Source organism: Streptomyces sp. AC550_RSS872 (assembly GCF_019049285.1).
Classification (GTDB): domain Bacteria; phylum Actinomycetota; class Actinomycetes; order Streptomycetales; family Streptomycetaceae; genus Streptomyces.
Genome location: NZ_JAGMUL010000014.1, coordinates 88,061 through 109,720 on the forward strand (window position 1 = coordinate 88,061; position 21,660 = coordinate 109,720).

Below are 21,660 nucleotides of genomic sequence, written 5' to 3' on the forward strand. Positions count from 1 at the left end.
GGTACCGCCCCGCCCGGGACCCCCGCCGGCACGTTCTCCCCGTTCCTCGCCGGGAACCTGATCAACGGCATCTGAGAAGCCAAACCTGAAACGTTATAGGTTCAGCGGGAGTTGGATCACCGGTACGTTGCTCTTCACCGTGGGCACGGGGGAGTGTCATGGGTCCCTAGCCTGACCTGCTGAAATAGCCAGAAACCTGTTACAGGTTGAGGAGAGTTCCTGTCATGAAGCGAGTTTCCCTGCGGATGTCCGCTGCCCTGGCGGCGGCCGGCGCTGTCGCCAGCCTGGTGACCGTGGGTGTCGCCGCTCCGGCGGCCAACGCCGCGCCCTCCTGCGTCAATGTCCAGCATGGGAGGACCTTCTACGAGGAGACCGCCTTCGGAAAGTACTATCACCACTGGGTGAAGATCACGAACAACTGCGCCAGCAAGAAGAAGCTCAAGGTGGACTGGAGGGGGGCCTTTATGCCCGACTCGAAGTGCACCACGATCAACAAGGGCAAGAGCGCAGAATTCACCAAGAACGGCAAGTGGGACGCCTACGCCGGGTGGTACAGCTGCTGAGCTGACCCGTAGGGCATTCAGCTCCTCACCGGGTTCTGGCGGAGAACGCCAGCCCAGCCCGGTAGAAGACCACACCGAAGCTCCCGGCCGACGGCCTGCCGGCCAGCAGATCGCCGACCGGGAGCTTCGCTGTGTTCCGCGTCCTGGGCTGAAGGCGTGGCACGGCATCGCGAGCCGCTACGACAAGATGCCCGAGAGCGATCTTGCTGGCCTCCACCTGCGAGGAGCAGTGATCTGGATGCGCAGCCTCCAATGATCACGACTCAATACAGGCCCTAGCTGGGACCTGTCCGGCCGACCACGCGGAGATCGCCGACGCTATCGTGGGCGATCCGCTTCAGTCGTTGACGTCGTCGGCCCTGCCGGCGTCAGGGTGCACGGAGGCACCGAACGGCAGGGCCGTATCCTGAGGCAGGCGATGCAGGCACTGCCGATGCGTCGCAGCCGAGCGCGGCCCCACTCCGGGTACCAGGTACCCGGCCAACGATCAGGAGTTGACCGGTGATCAGTCTGGCCGCAGTGGGGGGAGTGGCCCTGGTCGAACTGGGCATGGCTCTGACTCCGGGACCGAACATGATCCACCTCGCCTCTCGCGCGATCACCCAAGGCCGCCGGGCGGGCCTGGTCAGCCTGAGCGGGACCGCCGTGGGATTCCTGTGCTATCTGCTGGCCGCGGCCGCGGGCCTGTCCGCGTTGTTCGCCGCCGTGCCGCTGGCGTTCACGGTGGTCAAGCTCGCCGGGGCCGCCTACCTGGCCTACCTGGCCTGGGACATGCTCAAGCCCGGTGGCCGCTCGCCCTTCGCCCCGGCCCAGGACCTGCCTCCGGTCCCTGACGCCCGCTTGTTCTCGATGGGGCTCCTGACCAACCTGCTCAACCCCAAGATCGCTCTCATGTACGCCGCTCTTCTGCCCCAGTTCATGGATCCGCAGGCGGGCCCGGACTGGGCGCAACTGCTCCAGCTCGGTAGTGTGCAGATCATCGTGGGGATCTCCGTGAACGCTCTGATCATGCTGGGCGCAGCACGGGTGTCGGGGTTTCTGGCCGCCCGGCCCCGCGTGATGACCGCACAGCGGTTCGCGTCAGGCGGCTTGCTCGGCGTGTTCGCGCTGCGCACCGCCCTGTCCCGTACGCCTGTCTCGGCCTGAGCCATGCCCGCGCGCCTGTGACACCGGTCCTGCTGGAATCAGCCGAAAACGTCACGCATATCGCCGACGCGATCGTGAGTGATCTGGCTGTTCCATCAGCAGCGCCAGGCACCAGAACCAGAGCGTCTGCTGCTGGGTTGCGTAGGAGGGTCATGTTCGGAGCCAGATGGCGACAGACGCCGCGGTGGCGGTGCCGAGGAAAACGTAGCCGCGCTTGTCGTAGCGAGTCGCGACCGCCCGGGACTGCTTCAAGCGGTTGACCGTCCGCTCGACGGTGTTGCGCTTCTTGTAGCGGTCCTCATCGGAGCCGGGCGGCCGTCCGGCTCCCGAGCCTTTGCGCAGGCGAGCGGCCTGGCTGTCGGTCTGCTCCGGGATGGTGTGGTGGATTCCCGGACATCGCAGGTACTCGAGGATGGGGCCGTTGCTGTAGGCCTTGTCGGCTGCGAGGCTGTCGGGCTTCCTTCGTGGTCGTCCCGGGCCAGGTCTGGACACTCGGATCTTCGCCAGGACCGGCTTGAACTGGGTGCAGTCCGCCCGCTGACCTGGAGTGACGATCAGGGGCAATGGGCGGCAGCGGCCGTCCGCGCTCAGGTGGAGCTTGGTGGTGAACCCTCCGCGCGAACGGCCCAGGCCCTCGCCTCCAGCACCACTTCCACCAGACGGGCGACGAGACTCTGCCCTCGCATCTCGTCCTGGTGTTCCATCCCTTCGGCCGCCCCCTTTGATCCCGGGGCCGGAGGCGAGTCGGTGCGCGCGCCAGCCGCATGCTGATGCGCGCGGACGATGGTGGAGTCGACCGAGATGTCCCAGTCGATCTCACCCGCCGCATCTGCCGCAGCCTGGACCTGCTGGAGCAGTCGTTCCCAGGTTCCGTCGGCCGACCGCAGGCGGTGACGTTCATAGACGGTCTTCCACGGACCGATCCTCTCAGCTCGTAACTGACCTATCGGACAGGCCCTGGGCCGAGAGTTCCCGTAGGCCACCCCCCAGGGTGGTCGGGACCGGCTCACGCCGCTCTCGACCACCCTCAGTGTTCTCTAATTTACTCACTATGGGGGTAGACTGAGAACATGAGCAACAGCATCTCCGTGGATGACGCCACCTTCGCCAAGGTCGCCCTCCTCGCCCGCGCCTGGGACGTGACCCCGGGAGAGGCGGTGCGCAGGCTCGTCGAGCACTTCCAGCAGCCGGCGCCCGCGACCCGGCCCACGGCCTCGACGGACGAACGCGTGGCGGTGCACGCCCTCTATGGCGGCGTGCGCGTCGAGGGGGAATACGACCCGGTCACACAGTCCCTCACGGTCACGGAAGGCCCGGCCCTGGGCCACTACCGCACCCCCAGCGGGGCAGCCAGTGCCGTCTTGCAGGCCGTGAAACCGCACGTGAAGCCCAACCGGAACGGATGGAGCTTCTGGACGATCACGGAAACCGGGCGGCTCTTGCAGACGTTGCGCCGACCCTAGCCACCCACCCAATCCGCGATTCTCAAAATTATTCTTGCTCACAGCTCGAAATTGGTCTACGCTGATCTGTCCATGTGGTGGAGTGCCGGACCACCCTGCTGCGAACGGGAGCCGTTCTTGGACAACGACCGCGACCCCCTGCTCAGCCTGCGCGCGGCGGTGGTCTTCGCGCTGGGCGGACTCGTGGGCATCGGCGCCGTGCTCGTGACCCTGTGGGGAGGCAACGGTCCGGACGCGGCCATGCTCGCCGGCGGGACCGCCTTCGGTGGCGGCGTCCTGTTCTTTCACACCGTCATCGGCTAGCACCGCCGGACCGGCCCCCGGAAGACGCGGACCTACCGCGGATAACGCGCCAGCCACCCCGGAGACGCCCCCGCGGGCCCGTGCAGCGCAGGTCCCTGAGTCATCTCCATGGCGAAGTCGTCGGCGAGTTCGAGGATCGTGGGGCGGCCCTCCAACTCGGCCAGCCAGGCGGGCGGGAGAGCCGTCTCGCCGTGCAGGGCACCGAGCAGCCCGCCGGTGAGGGAGGCCGCTGCGGCGGAGGGGCCGTCGTGGTTCGCGGCGAGGCACAGCCCGTGCCGGACGTCCTCCCCCACCAGGGCGCAGTACACGGCGGCCGCGAGCAGCCCGTCCGCCGAGCCGTCGGCCGCGAGCTCCTCCACCCGCGCCGGGCTCGGCATACCCTGCCGTACGGCGCCCAGCGCGTGCTGCAACGCGTCCGACACGGGTTCGTGCCCGGGCCGCAGGGCGAGCAGCGCGAGCGCCCGCTGGACGGCCCCGTCGAGGCTCTCCCCGCAGGCAAGCCCATGCACGACGGCGGCGTACGCTCCCGCCGACAGGTAGGCGATCGGGTGGCCGTGGGTCTGCGTCGCGCACTCGACGGCGAGCTGCATGACGAGCTGGGGCTCCCAGCCGACGAGCAGCCCGAAGGGCGCGGAACGGGCGACGGCCTCCGGCCCGAGCTCGGCCGCGTTCTTGGGCGACTCCAGAGTGCCCATGGTGTCGTCACCGAGGCCGAGGAGAAGCGCGCGGGTGGGGTCGCGGCGGGCGTACAGCCACTCCTCGCGCGCCAGCCACCCGTCGTCCTTACGGCGCTCGTCGGGGCCCCAGTCCCGCTGTGTGGCGGCCCAGCGCAGATACGCCCGGTGCAGGTCGGTGGGCGGATGCCAGGCGCCGGTGTCCCGTCTGACCTGGGCTCTTATCAGCCCGTCGACGGAGAACAGGGCCAGCTGCGTGAGATGGCTGACGGCACCGCGCCGCCCGTACCCGAACCCGAGATCGAGGAGCCCCTCGGGACCGTACTGCTCCTTGATCTCGTCCAGCCCGAGCCCGTCGACGGGCGCACCGAGGGCGTCCCCGACGGCCGCCCCGAGAAGCGTGCCACGCACCCGGCTACGGAAGTCCTGCTGCTCGGTACGGCCCCAGACGGCGCCGGCTGTCGCACCCATCGAGACCTCCCCGCCCGCTTACCCGTCCGTACGACAGTTCGCCACTGTAATCGACCGGGGACGGTCGGTTCAGGGGGCGGAACGGTATGCGAGGTGTGACTGAAGTGGGCGTGAGTGGTCAGTTATCACCCATACCAAGTGACATTGCAGACATAGACGCACTCATGGCGAGGTACGGCCAGAAAGCTGATGAAGCCCCGTCCGCCGAGGATGCCGAATTCGCGCAGTCCGCCCTCCCGGTCGACTGGTCTGCCGAATTTCACGGAGTCATGGCCGAGTGCGGCCAACTCGGTGGCGAGTCTCTCTACTTCCGCCACCCGGGCGGTAGACCGCCGGTGACGTACTCGGCACTCGGGTTGTAGTCCCATGCCCAGTCCGTCACAGCCCCGCCTCTGCCTCGGCGGCCTCTCGAATCACGCGGATCTCGGCGATGGCCTCCGCAGGATCCCGCTCCCCCGCGTCCACGATGCCCTCCAGATCACGCAGCCGGGCGGCGCGTTCCGGGTGCCGTTCGATCGCCACGAACACGGCCCAGGAGTGCACGAAGGCCCTGAGCGGCGCGAGGCTCTGTGTCTGCTGGGCGTTCGTCGTGGCCTCGAAGAGGTGCTGTGTCAGGGCTGGGACCCTGCTGGGCGCGATGCGCGCGACCGCAGCCCGCAGCGCGTCCGGGGTCAGCTCGGGCATGGGGATCAGCGGTCCGTACGGGCCGTCGGTCCGGGCGCTCACGGTGACCTCCGGTGCGGGTGACTCGGTCCTCGTACGGTACCGGCGGAGTCGGTGGCGCGGTGCGTGCGCGGCGCTTGTCATGGGGCTCGCGTCCACGCTCTACGCCGCCGCGCCGACCGCACGGCAGTCGCGGCAGCGGCCCGGCTGCGGGGACGGAACGCCCGGTCGCAGCCCTCGCAGGTCTGGAGGGGGTCCGGGCGGACCGGGGTCGGGGCTGGATGGCGTGCCGGGGCTGGGAGGGGTAGCGGGGCTGGGAGGGGTGGCGGCAGGAGTGCTGCCAGGCGGTGAGTCAGAAATGCCGCCGGATTCAGGATGGGGTCCTGGGGCAGGCCCGTCGTCAGAGTCCGCTGTACGGCGGTCGGCGGCACGCCCCTCTCCAGCCAGGCCGAGACGGCTGGGGCCAAGCGGTGCACGTCCCGTTCGGCCAGCAGCAGGCGGGAGTCGTAGGCACGCAGACCGGCGAGCAGGTCGACTGCGGCACCGGGCCCCGCCGACGCCTCCGGGCGGGTCGGCGGTTCCGGGCGCGGTGCGGGCTCCGCCGCTGCTCGGACGACCGTGCGCCCAGGCTTGTTGTACGAGATCGTCCGGGTCACGACTCGGCCCGATTGAAGACGCTCCTTGGTGCGTGCCAGATACCCGTGCGCCTCCAGCTCCCGCAGGGCGGCAGCGATCCGCATCTCCCCCTCGGGGAACTTCGCGGTGAGGGCCTTGATCCCGATGGGGGTCCGGGCGGGCAGCGACTGGATGTGGACCGCCAGACCGATCGCCGTCAGGGACAGCTCCGGGTGCTGGGCGAGGTGGTTTCCGACCACGACGAACTGGTCGTGGTGAGGTTCGTTGACGTGCTCGACGCCTCCGGCGGAATGGCCGGACTTGGCGGGCGCGGGCGCGCTAGGGTGCTTGTCAGTCATCGGGAAGGTGTCTTCTTCCTCGGTGTTAGGCCCTCGCATTGGGATGCCAGTCCCGGCGAGGGCCGATTCATGTGTGCGGTTGTCTTCGGCAGACGCTGCACCATCGAATCCCGTCCGCGCCAGCCGAGTTGGCGATGTTCACCCCTGCGGGTGATCGACGGGGGCGGCGGGGGTGGGTTGGTTCTTTTCCCGGTTCTTTGGTTTTTGGCGTCGGGAACGGCCGGGTCACGACTCGCCACGATCCGGTGCCAGTTCGGCCCATACGGTCTTGCAGTTGGCCGGGGCCTCGTCGACACCCCAGCGGTCCGCGTACGCCGCCACGATCAGCAGGCCCCGGCCCGACTCCGCGTCGCCGCCCACCGCGTCCCGGACCTGCGGGATCCGGTCGCCTCGGGCGTCGGTGACCTCGATGCGGAGGGTGCCGTCGGAGTGGAGAAGCAGCCTGAGCCGGAATGGCCCCCGCAAGCCCACTGAAGTGGTTCAAGAGCAGCTACAGCAGCAACGACGGCCCGAGTGCGTCGAGGTCGCCATAGCCGCTGCCCCCGCCCACACCACCGTCCACATCCGCGACTCCAAGGACAGGACGGCGCCCAGCTCGCGTTCACCGATGACGTCTGGTCGGCGTTCGTCGCGGCCTGCTCCACCTGAACGCATGGGACAACGCGCGGCGGGCTTTGAACGTCTGACCATGCGTGACCGTCAACGACAAGCGTGGGCCCCGTACCAGGACCATCGCCGGATCCCTGCTCGCCGCCCTGCTCCTCGTCACCGCGTGCACGTCCACGGAGCCGGGACGAGCGACGGCCCCGCCCACCGCCAAGACACCCGCCGCCTACGGGGATCTGCTGGCGGGAGCGGCCTGGTACGTGAGGCATATCGGCGTCGGCGGGCGGACGACCATCGCGCCGCCCCCTACCGCCGCATGGATCGAGTTCGGCGACGGCAACAGGGCCGAGGGCAACTACGCATGCACTCCGTTCAAGGCGGGGGCGACCGTCACCGCGACAGCGGTCACCGTGGGCGAGAAGACCGACGGGGCGCCCCCGGCGAAGCAGTGCCCGGCGACGAATCTCGCCTTCGAGGGGAAGCTGCGGAAGCTCCTCAGCGGGCCGCTCACCATCAGCCGGCCTGTCGACGACCTGACGATGAACCTGACGAACCAGCGGGGGGACTACGTCGCGCTGCAACTACTGCGGCCCAAGGGGCTCTTCGGCTCCCGATGGGAACTGGAGTACCTGGCCGCTGACGACGGCGGCCAGATACCGGTCATCGGCGGCACGGCGGTGTACTACGTCTTCCACCGGGACGGACGGGTCACCGGCAACACCGGCTGCAACGACTTCACCGGCAGAGCCGTCTTCGACCGCAACCTCCTCACGATGTACCGGCCCGTACGGACCACCCACCGGACCTGCTCGCGAGAGCTCATGGACCAGGAGCACCGCCTGCTGACGTACGAGACGAACCCGCGCCGGATGCGGTACAGCGCCTTCACCAGTTCCTTTTCGGCCGAAGAGATCGGCCCGCCCCCGAAGAGCCCCGGGTACCACTGGTCGGCTATCCCCGACAGCTGAAGGCGCTCGCGGGTCATTCCGCGTAACGCGCCCGCACCGCCTCGCATGCCTCGGTGACCGCCGCCAGGCGAGGGGCGAGGCGGGTGCGGTCCGTGTCCGGGCTGTCCAGGATGTCGGTGAGGACGGCGGCGACAGGCGCCAGCTCCTCCCAACTGGGCTCCAGGGCGAGCAGATCAGCCAGTCCTCCGTCGGCGTCGGCCCACTCGGCGAGGGCGCAGGCGATGAAGAACCGCCCCTGGGCGCGTTCCAGTTCCTCCAGCTCGTCGTCCTCGTGCACCGCGCGAGCCAACTCCCGCCAGAGAGGTTCAGCGGCCCGCAGTCCCTCGGACCGGCTCACGGTCAAGGCCAGTTGGAAGGTTCCGGCGAGCGGCTCCGCCTCGCGCAGCCGCTCGGCGATCTGCCGCGCCTGCGCCCAGTGTCCGCTGTGACGGTGCATCTCGATGCGTAGATCGTCCAGGTCGGCTCCGTCGGGTGGCCCAGCCCCTTCCGCATCGGCCAGACGGGCCGACGCCTCCTCCCAGCGGCCGCACAGCACCAGCGTCTGGATGGCCGTGCTGCGTGCCCAGTCGGCCTCCGACCCCAGGGCGACGCACCGGTCCAGGTCGGCGAGGGCCTGCTCGCTCCGCCCGGTCGCCAGACAGACGCGCGCCCGCAGACCGTAGGCCCACGCGTAGTCCGGGTCCAAGGCCAACGCGCGATCCAGACACCGCAGGGCCTCCTCGTAGTTCTTCAGGGCCCGGTGGGTCGCCCCGAGGGAAGCCCACGCGTAGTCGTAGTCCGGATCCTGTTCCAGTGCCCGGTGGAATGCGGCGAGCGCCTCGTCGTAACGGCCGGCGAGGAGGCACGCCTCGCCCAGCTCACCGGCGGCCCACCCCTGTGCCGTGTCCACCTCAGCGGCTCGCCGGAGGTCCTCGAACCTGCCCTCCTGGTCATCCAGTCCGTCTCTCACCCGAGCTCGCATCACCAACGCCCAGGCGTAGTCGGGGTCCAGTTCGATGGCTGCGCCGAGATCGGCCAGAGCCTCCTCGTGCCGGCCCAGCTCATGCTGGGACCAGCCCCGGCTCGCGAGCGCGGAGCTGTAATCGGGTTTGAGGGCGATCGCCCGGCCGAGCTCGGTGACGGCCTCCTCGAACCTGCCGGTGAGCCGGTAGGCGTCCCCGCGTTCCGAGGCCACCCAGGCGGAGTCGGGCGCGATGCGGACCGCGCGGTCGAAGTCCGCGAACGCCTCGTCCAGCTCTCCCCTTACCCGGCGCAGCCGGGCCCTGCGCACGAGCGGCCACATGTGGTCCTCGTCGAGACGCACGGCCTGGTCGAAGTCGGCGAGCGCCTTGTCGTACTGCCCGAGTTCCTGTCGGCACACCCCTCTGGCCGTCAGGAACGCGGGATCGGTCGGGTCGAGGGCGACAGCCCGGTCGAAGCCGGCGACGGCTTCCTCGAAACGGCCCGCCATCCGACAGGTCTGCGCCCGCTCGGCGATGATGAACGCATCGTCGGGCGTCAGCTCGTCCGCACGGTCGAGTGCGGCCAGCGCCGCCGGGAAGTCACCGGCGGCTCGGTGGGCGAGACCGCGGCCGACGTACGCCGGGGTCAGCTCCGGATCGAGCTCGATCGCCCGGTCGGAATCGGCCAGGGCCAGCTCGTACTTTCCCTCGTGGCGCAGTTCCCTCGCCCGGAACGTGTACGCGACCGCCCGCCCGCGAGGGTCCAGCCCGGGGCGGGACAGGACCAGGTCCGCCACCTTGGTCATCGCGGTCGCGTCGTCCGCGAGCGCCTCGCGCAGCAGTCGGCCCCACTCGCGCAGGGTGGGGTCGTCCGTCGCGTCGCCCGCCTCCGCCAGCATCAGCGCCCAGCGGCGACCGGCCACCTCATCGGCACCGCACACCCACACCAGATCCCGCAGCGCCCCGCCGAGTGCCGTGCGCGGGCGGGCGCACAGCAAGTGGTACGTCTCCTCCAGTCGCAGTTCACGCCACGGCTCGTCCGTCCACTCCGCGTAGGGGCTCAGGCCGCTCGCCGCCTCCTCGCGCCAGCGGCCGAGGACACCCGCGAGCCTCTCGTGGCGCTCGGTCCACCCTCGTGGAGAGCGCCGCCGCTGCAACCGGAGCATCGGCTCACGCACCAGGTCGTGAAAGCGCAGCCGGTCCCCGCGGTCGTCCACGAAGGCGAGGCCCCGCAGCCAGCCGAAGAGCGGGTCGACGTCCTCGTCCGGGCAGTCCACGGCTGCCCGGAAGACATCAAAGTCGAGGCGCCGGGGCAGCGCGCAGGCGAGGGCCACCGCCCTGCGTACGGGATCCTGCTCCCACTTCAGGAAGCGTTCGACGGCGGTGGGGCTGGGGTCACCTATGTCGTCCGGGTCGGCGGGCCGCTGCTCGGCCAGGGTCGAGACCAGCACGGGCAGTCCGCCGGTGAGGCGGAGCACCTCCTCGACGACCGGCTGGGCCACGACTCCCCTGTCGGCGAGCAGTCCGCGCGCCTCGGCCTCCGTGAACGGGCCGAGCGGCACATCGGTCATGAAGTCGGCGAAGCCACCCCAGCGGGTGGTGTCGAAGGGGTGCTGGCCGGCGGTGACCACGACGACCGTGGCGGGCAGCGCGCCATGCCGGTCCGTGGTCATCACCTCGTGCAGCCAGCCGTCCAGGAACGGGCCGGTGCGTTCGTACGTGTCGAAGAACAGGACGATCCACGGCGCCGCGTATGCCGCGTCGGACAGTTCGGTGAGCAGCGCCGGGGTGAGCACGCGTTCCGGTGACAGCACCAGCTGCACGTCGTCCTGATTCCGGAAGCGGGAACTGAGCCCCGCCCGCAAGCGGTCGGCGCCCTGCGCGAGTTGGGCCGCGTCCAGTGCCCCGGCAAAGGCGCCGACCCCCGGCACCATGCCCAGCCCCACCAGCCCGGCCCGCATCACCGCCGTGCTGCCGGCCGACGGGACCTGCGGCTCGGGCTCCAGCGTGGCGACAGCGGCCTCCGCCTCATGCCGTCGTTCCCGATGGGCGGCGAGCAACCGCTCGAGTTCCTTGAACCTGTGTCCCTGCCCCGCGAACTGACGGCAGATCACCGTCATCGCCTCCGGCACACTGCCGACGCTCTCATCGACGTACGCGGTGAGCGCACCTTTCTCGCGGGCGAGTTGTTCCATCTCCCGCAACAGAAAGGTCTTGCCGACACCCGCGTTTCCGTGCACATGAAACAGAAACCGATGCCGCTCGTCCTGCGGCGGGACGTCGAAGTTCGCCCGGAACGCGGCCCGTTCGGCGTTCCGCCCCACGAACCCGGCCCGTCTGCCCTGCCGGATCAGCTCCTGCATCGACGGCCGCGCCTGCGCCATCCCGCGTCCCCTCTCCTCGGCCCGACCGGCTCCCGTCATTCTGGCTCAATGGGTTCCCGCCCCCCGGCGCAGTACGGAAAATGATCTGCATGACCACACCCCCACGCACCACCCTCCACCTGGCCGCCACCCTCCTCACCGCCACCGCGGCCCTCTACATCGCCCTCGTCGCCTTCGGCAACATCACCGACTTCGGGACGAACCAGCAGTTCGTGCAGCACGTCCTGGCGATGGATACGACGTTCAAGGACGAGGACCTGATGTGGAGAGCCGTCACCAGCAAGGCACTTCAGAACGCCGCCTACGTCGCGATCATCGTCTGGGAGACCGTCGCCGCGCTCGTGCTGATATACGGGACGTGGCTGTGGGCCCGGCGCGACGTCGCCCGTGCCCGTCGGTTCTCCACCTACGGTCTGCTGATGCTGATGCTGCTGTTCGGTGCCGGGTTCATCGCGATCGGTGGTGAGTGGTTCTCCATGTGGCAGTCGGGGGACTGGAACGGGCTCGACGCGGCGACCCGGGTGTTCCTGTTCAGCGGCGTGGTGCTGATCGTCAACCACCTGCCGCGCGACAACTGACACCGCTTCAGTGACGCAGGGCCCATTTCTGGACCGACTCCAGGGGCCCTGCCGAGAAGCGCCGCAGCCAGAGGGTGGAGCCCGCCATGAGGATGGCGCACACCGTGACCCACAGGCCCACCACCCACCAGGGACCCGTGTCGCCGAGCCGTTCCGCCAGGCCCAGGCCGATGCCGTACGAGATGAGCACGCAGAGCAGGTTCTGGAGGACATAGCCGGACAGGGCCGTGCGGCCGACGGAGGTCAGGCCCGTCATGAGCGGGCCCGGCTTCCGTACCCGGTCCACCAGGGCGCCGATCAGCCCGATGTACCCGAGGGCCAGCAGCGGGGCGGCGGCGTAGCGGGCCAGGAGGAAGTAGTCCTGGCCGGCCAGGGTCGCCGCCGCGTTGAGGGGCAGGCCGAGGCCCAGGCCCCAGGCCAGCAGGCGGGAGCGCAGGCGGCGGCCCGTCTCGTCCGCGCCGAAGGCGCCCGCCCGGAACAGCCGCACGCCCAGCAGGAAGAGGAAGAGCAGGAGGAAGAAGGTGAGCACCGGTTCCATGCGCAGCGCGATCGCGTTCTCCAGACGGAAGGTGATCTGCTCCGAGTAGCTGCCGTGCGCGTACAGCTCCACGACCTCCTCGGAGACCGCGTTGTCGGAGACCGTGTCGTCGGAGTTGTCGCCGGTCAGGGCCAGGGCCGCTGTCAGCAGGGCCATCAGCGTCAGATGGATGCCCGCCGCCCACCACATCACCCGTCGCCGGGCCCGTTCCGAGCGGGTCAGCAGCCAGGCGACCAGGAGCGCGGTGACCGCGTACCCCATGAGCACGTCCCAGGCGAAGACCAGCACGAAGTGCACCGTGCCCTCGGCGAACAGGAACAGCGCCCGCCACCGGTAGCGCCCCGGCCACGGCTGCCCGCGCCGCGCCGCCGAGGCGTACTGGATGGCCAGACCGACGCCGAACAGGACCGTCAGCAGCGACAGGAACTTGCCGTTCGCCAGCACGCTGAACGTTCCTTCGACGACCCCCGCCGACGAACCGGACTGCAAGGCTCCCCACTCCGCGCCGGGACCGGTGAAGATCCATACGTTCGTCATCAGCGTGCCCAGGATGGCCGCCCCGCGCAGTACGTCGAGGAGAGGGAGTCGTCGGCCCGTGGGGGCGACCTGCGGTGTCCGTGTCACCCGCGCGTCCGTGTGCGTCATGCACTCATCGTCACTGCGCCACCGGGCGGAGTCGTCATGAGCGAAGTCGAACCTGGCCTACATCGAAAGATGCAGTGGCCTCCCGGCAGCGGTCCTACTTGACCACGACCACGGTCGTGCCCGTCTCCCCGAACGTCCACAACGCGTCGCCGTCGGCCGCACGCATCCGGACCCCGCCGGTCTGCTTGCCCTCGGCGGGCGGGGGCGAGGAGCCGTCCACGGCGTTGGAGAAGGCGATGGAGACGCCGGACTTCGCGGCGAAGTAGATGATGTTCTCGATCTGCACGCCGTCCGAGCCCGTGGTGGCCATGGTGCGCGAGGAGACCGCGTAGGTGCCGGGGTCCGGGCTCACCGTGCCCGGCCAGACGGTGAAGGTACGGCGGGAGGCGTCGCTCGCGTCGACCAGCCAGACCCGCTTCTGGCCGAGGGAGTAGACGATCCGGCGGCCCGTGCCCGAGCCGTCCGGCACGGCGGTGGACTTGGCGGACTTGGACGGAGCGGGGCTCGCGCCCGGCGACGCCGACGCGCTCGGGCGGGCCGCCGTGGCCGTCGGGTGCGGCCCCTTGTCGGCCTGTACGGCGAGGACGGTGACGGCGGCTATCGCTCCCACCGTCAGACCGGTCACCCAGACCTTGGGAGCAGGCACGGCACGCATCTCCTCAGCTGCACAAGCTACGGGAACCCCTCCAGCGGGGGTCGGATCATCGTACCGACCCCCGCGCGGCGGACTTCCTCAGTCCAGCACCGGCAACAGCTCCGGAAGATGCCCGTCCGAGGCCGCCGCCGCCCTCTGCCGTTCCTCCGGGACCTCGCCGTACAGGGTCGTGCGGGGCCTGGCCGGGCGGCCCGCCGCCTCCGCGACGGCCACCAGATCACGTACGGACTTGTACGAGCCGTACGACGAACCCGCCATCCGCGAGATCGTCTCCTCCATCAGCGTGCCGCCGAGGTCGTTGGCGCCGGAGCGGAGCATCTCCGCCGCGCCCTCGGTGCCCAGCTTCACCCAGCTGGTCTGGATGTTGGGGATGTGCGGATGCAGGAGCAGGCGGGCCATGGCCGTGACCGCCCGGTTGTCGCGGGTCGTCGGGCCCGGACGGGCGATGCCGGCCAGGTACACCGGGGCGTTGGTGTGGATGAAGGGGAGGGTCACGAACTCCGTGAATCCGCCGGTGCGTTGCTGGAGGCCGGCCAGGGTGCGCAGATGGCCGAGCCAGTGGCGCGGCTGGTCGACGTGGCCGTACATCATCGTCGACGAGGAGCGGATGCCGAGTTCGTGGGCCGTCGTGATCACCTCGATCCAGGTGGCCGTCGGCAGCTTGCCCTTGGTCAGGACCCAGCGGACCTCGTCGTCGAGGATCTCGGCGGCGGTGCCGGGGATGGAGTCCAGGCCCGCCTCCTTCGCAGCGCTCAGCCACTCCCTGATCGACATGCCGGTGCGGGTGGCGCCGTTCACGACCTCCATCGGCGAGAAGGCGTGCACGTGCATGCCGGGCACACGCTCCTTCACGGCCTTCGCGATGTCGAAGTACGCCGTCCCGGGCAGGTCGGGATGGATGCCGCCCTGCATGCACACCTCCACCGCGCCCACCTCCCAGGCCTGTTGGGCGCGGTCGGCGACCTGCTCCAGGGAGAGGGTGTACGCGTCGGCGTCGGTGCGGCGCTGGGCGAAGGCGCAGAAGCGGCAGCCGGTGTAGCAGACGTTGGTGAAGTTGACGTTCCGGGTGACGATGTACGTGACGTCGTCACCGACCGCCGACTTGCGCACGTCGTCGGCGACACGCGTGAGCGCGTCCAGCGCCGGGCCGTCCGCGTGCAGCAGCGCCAGCGCCTCGTCGTCGGTCAGCCGGGTCGGGTCGTCGGCGGCGACACGCAGCGCCTGGCGGACGTCGGTGTCGATGCGCTCCGGCACCATCCCGGGCGCGGCGGCCTCGCGCAGGGCGCCCCAGTCGCCGTACACCTCGTCGAAGTCGTCGCGGCGGTCGGACGTACGGCCCTCGGTGTCGATGGTGGTGTGCAGATCCGTACGGCCGGACGCGACGAACGCCTCCTCCGGCTCCTGCCACGGGTGGCCCTCGACGGTCGCGTCCGGGACCGCCAGTCCCGTCTCCGGGTCGGCCAGCGCCCGTATGTGCGGGCGCAGCCGCGGGTCCAGCCAGGGCTCGCCGCGCTGCACGAACTCCGGGTACACACAGAGGCGTTCACGCAGTTCGAACCCGGCCGCCGCCGAGCGCTGCGCCAACTCCTCGATCTGCGGCCAGGGACGTTCGGGGTTCACGTGGTCGATGGTCAGCGGGGAGACCCCGCCCCAGTCGTCGATGCCGGCGGTGATCAGCCGCTCGTACTCACTGTCCACGAGGTTGGGCGGTGCCTGGATGTTGGCGGCGGGGCCGAGGATGTGCCGGGCGACGGCCACCGTGGCGACGAGTTCGTCCAGTTCGGCGTCCGGCATGCCGCGCATCGCGGTGTCCGGCTTGGCGCGGAAGTTCTGGATGATCAGTTCCTGGATGCCGTGGTACGAGCGGGAGATCTTCCTGAGCGCGAACAGGGACTCGGCCCGCTCCTCGTACGTCTCACCGATCCCGATCAGGATCCCGGACGTGAAGGGCACGGAGGACCGGCCCGCGTCCTCCAGGACGCGCAGGCGGACGGCGGGTTCCTTGTCCGGGGAGCCGTGGTGCGGCCCGCCCGGCTCGGACCACAGCCGGGTCGCGGTCGTCTCCAGCATCATGCCCATCGACGGGGCCACGGGCTTGAGCCGCTGGAAGTCGGTCCAGGTCATGACGCCCGGGTTGAGGTGGGGCAGCAGCCCCGTCTCCTCCAGGATCCGGATGGAGATGGCGCGGACGTAGGCGATGGTGTCGTCGTAGCCGTGCGCGTCGAGCCACTCCCTGGCCTCCGGCCACCGCTCCTCCGGCTTGTCGCCGAGCGTGATGAGGGCTTCCTTGCAGCCGAGGGCGGCACCCTTGCGGGCGATGTCGAGGACCTCGTCGGGGGACATGAACATCCCGTGCCCTGCCCGGCGCAGCTTGCCGGGCACGGTGACGAAGGTGCAGTAGTGGCACTTGTCACGGCACAGTCGGGTGAGGGGGATGAAGACGCTCTTCGAGTACGTGATGACGCCGGGCCGGCCGGCGGCTTCGAGGCCCGCGTCCCGCACCCGGCCGGCCGACGCGGCGAGGTCGTCGAGTGCCCCGCCGCGGGCCTGGAGCAGGACGGCCGCCTCGGAGACGTCGAGCGCGACGCCGTCCCGGGCGCGTTTGAGGGCGCGACGCATGGAGTTCTCGGTCGGGCCGGTGGCGCCGGGACGCTCGGTGGGGCGCTCGTCGGGGCCTGGTGTCGAGCCGGTTCCGGAGGTCGCGGAAGTCGTCATCCTTCGAGCATACGGAGGGGCTTCGCCGGTTCAGTGGGGTCGGGGGGTGGTCTGGGGGTGGTCTGGGGGTGTTGCCTGGGGCGGGTGCGTTGTGGTCGGCGGGCGGGACGTCAGACGCGCTCACGTGGTGGCTGCAAGCCGAACGAGGCCGAGTTCAGCCAGCGGCGTACGGACCTGGCCATCGGCCGCTCGATGAAACGGTGCACCAGATAGGACAGCGCGATCAGAGCGGTCGTGGTGACGCCGACCAGCACCCAGGGGTTGACCCGGTCGCCGTAGTGGTGGGCGATGGTCATGCCGATGGGGTCGTGCAGCAGGTAGAGCGGGAAGGTGGTCGCGCCGAGCGCGGTCAGTCCCCTGCCGTGTATGCGGCGAGTCCAGCCGAGCGCGATCACGGCGATCAGCACGAAGAAGACGGTGACCACCAGGACCAGCCATCCGCGCCACGGAGTCCAGGTGTCCCAGTTGTTGCGCCCTCCGTGCGGCGCGAGCATGAAGTGCAGCGCCAGCAGCCACTGCATCAGGACGATGCCCCACAGCAGGGGGGTGGGCCGGAAGCGGTGCATGAGGTAGAAGGCCAGGCCCGCGATGAAGAACGGCGCCGAGGTCGGGTTGACCAGCAGCGTCAGCAGGGGGATGCCGGCGCTCGGCGCGAGTACCGCCGCGACCGTCCATACACCGCAGAAGACCGCGACCCGCGTGTAGGTCAGGCCCTTCCACACCACGACCGAGAAGGTGAGGTAGAAGCAGAGCTCCGGCCACAGCGTCCAGTAGACGGAGTCCAGGTTGTCCACCTTCAGCGGGGTCTGCAACATGGTCAGGTTGGCCAGCAGCACACGTGGGTGGGGGCGCCCGAACGGGGTGTCGAACACGTAGATGACGGTCGCCGCCACCGCGATCGCGATCCAGTACATGGGGAACAGACGGGTCACGCGTGAGATGAAGAAGTCACGCGGGCTGCGCCCCCAGGCGCTCATGCAGATGACGAAGCCGCTGATCATGAAGAACAGGTCGACACCGAGCCGCCCGTAGGCGAAATAGCCGTGCGCCTCGGGGAACGTGGCCTGCCATGGGCGGCCCCATATGTCGATCATCCCCCAGCGGGTCTGGCCGACGAAGTGGAAGAGCACCACGGCGAGTGCGGCCAGGAACCGAAGTCCGTCCAGCGCGGCGAGCCGGTTGTGGACCTCCCGTCGGGCCGGGATCACCCGTCCCGAGGATGCCCTGCTCGGGAGCGTCTTGGTCTGCGTGGCGGCGTCGTCCACCCCGCAGAGGTCTTTTTGATACATCCATACACCTTTCGGTTCCCTTTGCTCGTACTGTCCGCCGGCACGGCATACACGACCTCATCACGGACTGAAGCGTTGTACGAAAAGGCCCGTGGCACGTCTACGCCCGGCCGATGGCACGAAAGCTGCCGCTTCCCTTCCCTTGCCCCGCAGTTCACGGCTGAATACGAGGGTTGCACGCACCACCCCTGCACCACCCAAGCCATGTCACTCACGACGACCTGGGGAGCAGCAGCATGTGCGAGGACAACCACGCGGGCCACGCGGGCCTGGGCAGACGCGCACTGTTCGTGACGGGAGCCGCCGCCGCGCTTACGTTGGGAACTGTGAGCTTCGCTTCAGCGGCCGACGGCAACCAGGAGACGCGGACGGTACGCGGCACCCTGCCGCCCGGGGCCCCCGACTTCGTGTACGTACCGCTCGAAATCCCGTCCGGCGTAAGGGAGATCAAGGTCTCCTACACCTACGAGAAGCCGTCCGTCCCGGCCGGCACCCCGGGCAACGCCCTCGACATCGGCATCTTCGACCAGCGCGGCACGGAGCTGGGCGGGAAGGGCTTCCGGGGCTGGTCGGGGGGCGCCAGGACCGAGTTCTTCATCCGGGCGGACGACGCGACGCCGGGATACATCCCGGGGCCGGTCCGGGAGGGCACGTGGTCCATCGCCCTCGGGCCCTACACGGTGGCGCCGCAGGGCCTGTCGTACGAGCTCACGATCACGCTGACGTACGGCGAGCCCGGCGAGGCCGTGAAGCCGACGTACCCGCCGGAGCGGGCGAAGGGCCGGGGCCGCGCCTGGTACCGGGGCGACTGCCACCTGCACTCCTGGTACTCCGACGGCCGCCGTACGCCCGCCGAGATCGCGGCGCTGGCGCGGGCGGCGGGCCTGGACTTCATCAACAGCTCGGAGCACAACACGCACTCGGCGCACGCGCACTGGGCCGACGTGGCGGGCGACGACCTGCTGGTGATGCTGGGCGAGGAGATCACGACCCGCAACGGCCACGTGGTGGCCCTCGGGGTCGAGCCGGGGACGTTCATCGACTGGCGCTACCGGGCCCGGGACAACCGCTTCGGCCGGTTCGCCCGGCAGATCCGCAAGGCCGGCGGCCTCGTCGTGCCCGCCCACCCGCACGCCACCTGCGTCGGCTGCAACTGGAAGTTCGGCTTCGGCGAGGCGGACGCGGTCGAGGTGTGGAACGGGCCCTACACGCCGGACGACGAGGTGTCCCTGGCCGACTGGGACAGCATGCTGGTGGCCTCGGTGCGGGAGGGCCGTGACTGGATCCCGGCCATGGGCAACAGCGACGCCCACCGCGACCCGGACCCGGTCGGCAGCCCGCAGACGGTGGTCCTGGCCGACGACCTGACGCGGGAGGCGATCCAGGAGGGCATCAAGGCGGGACGGTCGTACGTCGCCGAGTCGAAGAACGTCTCCCTGACCTTCGGTGTGTCCGGCGCGAAGGGCGAACACGCCGGCATCGGCGAGCGGCTGAAGGTCGACCGGAACGCCCCGGTCACGGTCCGCCTCGAGGCCTCGGGCGCCCCCCGCTGCACGGTCCGCTTCGTGACCGACCAGGGCGTCCTGTTCACCAGCCCGCCGCTGCCGGTGGCCGGTTCAGGGGTCGTGGAGTGGCGTACGACGCCCTCGTACGCGGCCTACGTACGGGCGGAGCTGCGTCACGAGGCGGCGGTGGGACCGCTGCCGGGGGTGTTGGCGGCGTTCACCAATCCGATCTTCCTGGGGCGTCAATAGGGGCCAGGGTGTTCGACGTCCGCCTCATCCGGCCTGCCCGGGCTCGTTGTCGGCCGATGATGTCCATACTCAGCGCTGATCTCGGCCACGGGTCATCGCGATCACGCCAAGTTCGGCACACCATCCACCATCTATTGTCGGACGGGTCCTCGTCGCCATGTTTCGGCCACAGCTTCGAGCGGCTCTGGAGGCCGGCTGCGGAAGCGTCAGGGCATCGGCCCATCCCCCAGATCCGCCACCACCGCAGCATGGTCCGACGGCCAGATGCCATCGACCGGCCCGTCCCCCGCCCGCCGTACGCCCCGCACATCCCCCAGCCCGCCCGTCCCGGGCGGCCCCACGTGGATGTAGTCGATCCGTACGCCCGGCTCCGGGCCTGCCGCGACGTACGGGTTCGCGCGGTCCCAGGTGACCGCGGGCGCGGCCGGGTCGGCGTACTGCCAGGCGTCGAAGAAGACCTGGCCCGGCACGACCGGTGCGGTGCGGTTGCCGCCGAAGAGGCGGATCTCGTCGGAGTCGGGCCAGGCGTTGAAGTCGCCGGTGACGACCGTCGGGAAGGGGGTGTCGCCACGGTTCTCGGCGATGAACTCCGCGAGCGCGGTGACCTGGCGGCAGCGTATGGCCGAGGCGTGCAGGGCCGAGGTGAGGTGGGTGGTGAAGAAGGGGATGTCGTACGACGGCGTGGCCAGGCGGGTGAACAGGGCGAGGCGGCCGTCGTCGATATCGGAGGGGGCCGGGAGGCGCAGGGTGCGCCGCTCGGTGACCGGCCAGCGGCTCAGTACGGCGTTGCCGATGTCGACCGTGGGGTCGCCGATCCGGTGGCGCCAGCGCTCGGGGGCGGGTGAAGGGGCCCAGGCCCAGTGCATGCCGAGTTCGGATGCCAGCCATTCGGCCTGGTTCTCGCCGTCGGCGGCCCATACCTCCTGGAGGCCGACGACGTCCGGGCGCAGGTCGTGCAGCTCGGCGAGGATGGCTTTCTGCCGGGCCTCCCAGGGCCCGAAGCGCCACCAGAGGTTCCAGGTCACGACCCTCATCCGCAGCCACCCGCTCTCGTCATGCCGCGTGGGGGACCATTGAAGCAACAGTTCGACGCTCGCGCCGTGCCACCCAGAACGAGACAGGAGATTCACACCCGATGTCCCGCCTCTCCGACCTCAGATTCCGCGCCGCCACCACCTTCCAGCGCCGCGTCGGCAACCCGGTCCTGCGCCGCCTCCCCCTCCAGACCGTCCTGGAGACCACGGGCCGCTCCTCCGGCCTGCCCCGGCAGACACCGGTGGGCGGCCGCCGGGTCGGTGACTCCTTCTGGCTGGTCTCGGAGTTCGGGGACAAGTCCCAGTACGTCCGCAACATCAAGGCCGATCCGCGGGTGCGGGTGCGGATCAGGGGACGGTGGCACACCGGCACGGCCCATCTGCTGCCGGACGACGACCCGGTGGCGCGGCTGCGTTCCCTGCCCCGGTTCAACAGCGTCGGGGTCAGGGCGTTCGGGACGAATCTCCTGACGGTGCGCGTGGATCTGCACGGCTGACGCCGGTCACACCACACGTGCGTCCAGCTCGGCCAGCAACCGCACAACCGCGTGCGGTGCCCGCAGGGTCGGGAAGTGGTCGCACTCCGGCTGCCGTACGAGACGGCACCCGGGGATGCGGGCGGCCATCTCCTCGTTGCAGCGGACCACTTCGGGCATGTCCTTCTCGCCGAGCAGAAGCGCACACGGCACGTTCAGCTCACCGAGCCGGTCGAAGGCCGGGGCCTCCTCGGTCTCGTGGCCGTAGGTGCTGAACCAGCCGGGGATCGCCGACCGCAGCTGCTCGGCGGCAGCGGTGTCGGGGGCGGTGCCCGCCGCGCCCCAGACGCGCAGGCCGAGGGCGACCACGGCGTCCATGTCGCCGTCCTGGGCGAGCTTCCCGATCTGCCCGACCAGCTCCTGCGACTCCAGGCCCGGATAGCCGTTGACGCCCGGGACCAGCAGGCCCAGAGCGGCCACCCGGCCGGGGTCGTCCAACGTGAAGGTGACCGCGGTCCTGCCGCCCATGCTCGTGCCGACCAGCACCACCCGGGCCAGACCGAAGTGGTCCAGGACGCTCCTCAGGTCCTCGCTCTGGGTGTACGACGTCGTCGGCGCCGGGGACCGGCCGTAGCCGCGGGCGTCGTACCGGATGACGCGGTGCCGCTCCAGCAGGGCGGGCAGCACCGGCTCCCAGATGCGGGAGTCCCCGACACCCGGGTGCAGCAGCACCATCGTCGGGCCGTCCCCCGCCTCCCCCGAGTCGTCCGCCCAGACCGCACCGTCCCTGACCCGCACCATCTGCTCCATGGGGCGACTG

At 70.2% G+C, this 21,660-nt stretch carries 19 protein-coding genes and 3 pseudogenes; 9 read left to right on the forward strand and 13 right to left on the reverse strand.

All coding sequences use genetic code 11. The features are described 5' to 3' along the window. The first annotated feature begins 224 nt into the window (after positions 1-224). Positions 225-563, forward strand: coding sequence for a hypothetical protein (locus tag KUM44_RS05330; protein WP_217206569.1), 339 nt, complete (start codon positions 225-227; stop codon positions 561-563). A 501-nt stretch (positions 564-1,064) separates the two neighbouring features. Then, complete coding sequence (locus KUM44_RS05340; RefSeq protein WP_217206570.1) at positions 1,065-1,709, forward strand: LysE family translocator; 645 nt, start codon at positions 1,065-1,067, stop codon at positions 1,707-1,709. Positions 1,710-1,859: 150 nt separating this feature from the next. On the opposite strand, the gene KUM44_RS05345 is transcribed toward KUM44_RS05340, so the two are convergent. Both KUM44_RS05345 and KUM44_RS47500 read right to left on the reverse strand, forming a co-directional pair. Next, positions 1,860-2,519 carry an IS5 family transposase gene (locus KUM44_RS05345; RefSeq protein ID WP_217206757.1) on the reverse strand — a complete coding sequence of 220 codons (660 nt, stop codon included), beginning with the start codon at positions 2,517-2,519 and terminating at the stop codon, positions 1,860-1,862. Continuing rightward, positions 2,452-2,638 (reverse strand): annotated as a pseudogene (locus KUM44_RS47500) (IS5/IS1182 family transposase); the annotation flags it as partial. The pseudogene KUM44_RS47500 and the gene KUM44_RS05345, both read right to left, overlap by 68 nt. 141 nt (positions 2,639-2,779) lie before the next feature. On the opposite strand from KUM44_RS47500, the gene KUM44_RS05350 reads away from it, so the two are divergent. Together KUM44_RS05350 and KUM44_RS05355 are read left to right on the forward strand one after the other, a co-directional pair. Beyond that, positions 2,780-3,172: a hypothetical protein gene (locus KUM44_RS05350; protein ID WP_217206571.1), complete on the forward strand. Its 393-nt coding sequence runs from the start codon at positions 2,780-2,782 to the stop codon at positions 3,170-3,172. Between the two features lie 117 nt (positions 3,173-3,289). Then, positions 3,290-3,475, forward strand: coding sequence for a hypothetical protein (locus KUM44_RS05355; protein ID WP_217206572.1), 186 nt, complete (start codon positions 3,290-3,292; stop codon positions 3,473-3,475). 32 nt (positions 3,476-3,507) lie between these two features. On the opposite strand, the gene KUM44_RS05360 is transcribed toward KUM44_RS05355, so the two are convergent. From KUM44_RS05360 to KUM44_RS05375, 4 genes and pseudogenes are all read right to left on the reverse strand, one after another. Then, positions 3,508-4,620 (reverse strand): ADP-ribosylglycohydrolase family protein, encoded by a 1,113-nt coding sequence (locus KUM44_RS05360; RefSeq protein WP_217206573.1) that lies wholly within the window; start codon positions 4,618-4,620, stop codon positions 3,508-3,510. A 378-nt stretch (positions 4,621-4,998) separates the two neighbouring features. Continuing rightward, on the reverse strand, positions 4,999-5,346 hold the full coding sequence (locus KUM44_RS05365) for a DUF6247 family protein (protein ID WP_217206574.1): 348 nt from the start codon (positions 5,344-5,346) through the stop codon (positions 4,999-5,001). A 77-nt stretch (positions 5,347-5,423) separates the two neighbouring features. Continuing rightward, on the reverse strand, positions 5,424-6,257 hold the full coding sequence (locus KUM44_RS05370; protein WP_308402493.1) for a helix-turn-helix domain-containing protein: 834 nt from the start codon (positions 6,255-6,257) through the stop codon (positions 5,424-5,426). Between the two features lie 225 nt (positions 6,258-6,482). Further along, positions 6,483-6,710: pseudogene (locus tag KUM44_RS05375) on the reverse strand (ATP-binding protein); the annotation flags it as partial. On the opposite strand from KUM44_RS05375, the pseudogene KUM44_RS05380 reads away from it, so the two are divergent. Next, positions 6,710-6,905: pseudogene (locus KUM44_RS05380) on the forward strand (DUF397 domain-containing protein). The pseudogenes KUM44_RS05375 and KUM44_RS05380 sit on opposite strands and share 1 nt — an antisense overlap. 44 nt (positions 6,906-6,949) lie before the next feature. Then, positions 6,950-7,831 carry an META domain-containing protein gene (locus KUM44_RS05385; RefSeq protein ID WP_217206575.1) on the forward strand — a complete coding sequence of 294 codons (882 nt, stop codon included), beginning with the start codon at positions 6,950-6,952 and terminating at the stop codon, positions 7,829-7,831. 13 nt (positions 7,832-7,844) lie between these two features. On the opposite strand, the gene KUM44_RS05390 is transcribed toward KUM44_RS05385, so the two are convergent. Continuing rightward, positions 7,845-11,195: a tetratricopeptide repeat protein gene (locus tag KUM44_RS05390; RefSeq protein ID WP_254389070.1), complete on the reverse strand. Its 3,351-nt coding sequence runs from the start codon at positions 11,193-11,195 to the stop codon at positions 7,845-7,847. A 50-nt stretch (positions 11,196-11,245) separates the two neighbouring features. On the opposite strand from KUM44_RS05390, the gene KUM44_RS05395 reads away from it, so the two are divergent. Continuing rightward, complete coding sequence (locus KUM44_RS05395; RefSeq protein ID WP_217206576.1) at positions 11,246-11,734, forward strand: DUF2165 domain-containing protein; 489 nt, start codon at positions 11,246-11,248, stop codon at positions 11,732-11,734. A 7-nt stretch (positions 11,735-11,741) separates the two neighbouring features. Here KUM44_RS05395 and KUM44_RS05400 read toward each other — a convergent pair whose 3' ends face one another. The 4 genes from KUM44_RS05400 to KUM44_RS05415 all read right to left on the reverse strand — a co-directional run bounded on the left by KUM44_RS05400 (position 11,742) and on the right by KUM44_RS05415 (position 17,576). Then, positions 11,742-12,917 (reverse strand): DUF418 domain-containing protein, encoded by a 1,176-nt coding sequence (locus KUM44_RS05400; protein WP_217206577.1) that lies wholly within the window; start codon positions 12,915-12,917, stop codon positions 11,742-11,744. 94 nt (positions 12,918-13,011) lie between these two features. Beyond that, a complete protein-coding gene (locus tag KUM44_RS05405) occupies positions 13,012-13,572 on the reverse strand; it encodes a hypothetical protein (protein ID WP_217206578.1) in 561 nt (186 codons plus the stop codon). Between the two features lie 78 nt (positions 13,573-13,650). After that, positions 13,651-16,287: a bifunctional FO biosynthesis protein CofGH gene (locus tag KUM44_RS05410; RefSeq protein ID WP_217206579.1), complete on the reverse strand. Its 2,637-nt coding sequence runs from the start codon at positions 16,285-16,287 to the stop codon at positions 13,651-13,653. A 110-nt stretch (positions 16,288-16,397) separates the two neighbouring features. Beyond that, positions 16,398-17,576, reverse strand: a complete 1,179-nt coding sequence (locus KUM44_RS05415; RefSeq protein ID WP_217206580.1) for an acyltransferase — start codon at positions 17,574-17,576, stop codon at positions 16,398-16,400. 236 nt (positions 17,577-17,812) lie between these two features. Between KUM44_RS05415 and KUM44_RS05420 the strand changes: the two genes are divergently transcribed. Next, positions 17,813-19,330, forward strand: coding sequence for a CehA/McbA family metallohydrolase (locus tag KUM44_RS05420; protein WP_217206581.1), 1,518 nt, complete (start codon positions 17,813-17,815; stop codon positions 19,328-19,330). 206 nt (positions 19,331-19,536) lie between these two features. On the opposite strand, the gene KUM44_RS05425 is transcribed toward KUM44_RS05420, so the two are convergent. After that, positions 19,537-20,364, reverse strand: a complete 828-nt coding sequence (locus KUM44_RS05425; RefSeq protein WP_217206582.1) for an endonuclease/exonuclease/phosphatase family protein — start codon at positions 20,362-20,364, stop codon at positions 19,537-19,539. 101 nt (positions 20,365-20,465) lie between these two features. Here KUM44_RS05425 and KUM44_RS05430 point away from each other — a divergent pair, with 101 nt between their 5' ends. Continuing rightward, entirely contained in the window at positions 20,466-20,861 is a 396-nt protein-coding gene (locus KUM44_RS05430; RefSeq protein WP_217206583.1) for a nitroreductase/quinone reductase family protein, read from the forward strand. A gap of 6 nt (positions 20,862-20,867) precedes the next feature. On the opposite strand, the gene KUM44_RS05435 is transcribed toward KUM44_RS05430, so the two are convergent. Beyond that, complete coding sequence (locus KUM44_RS05435; RefSeq protein WP_217206584.1) at positions 20,868-21,650, reverse strand: alpha/beta fold hydrolase; 783 nt, start codon at positions 21,648-21,650, stop codon at positions 20,868-20,870. Between the last annotated feature and the right edge of the window lie 10 nt (positions 21,651-21,660).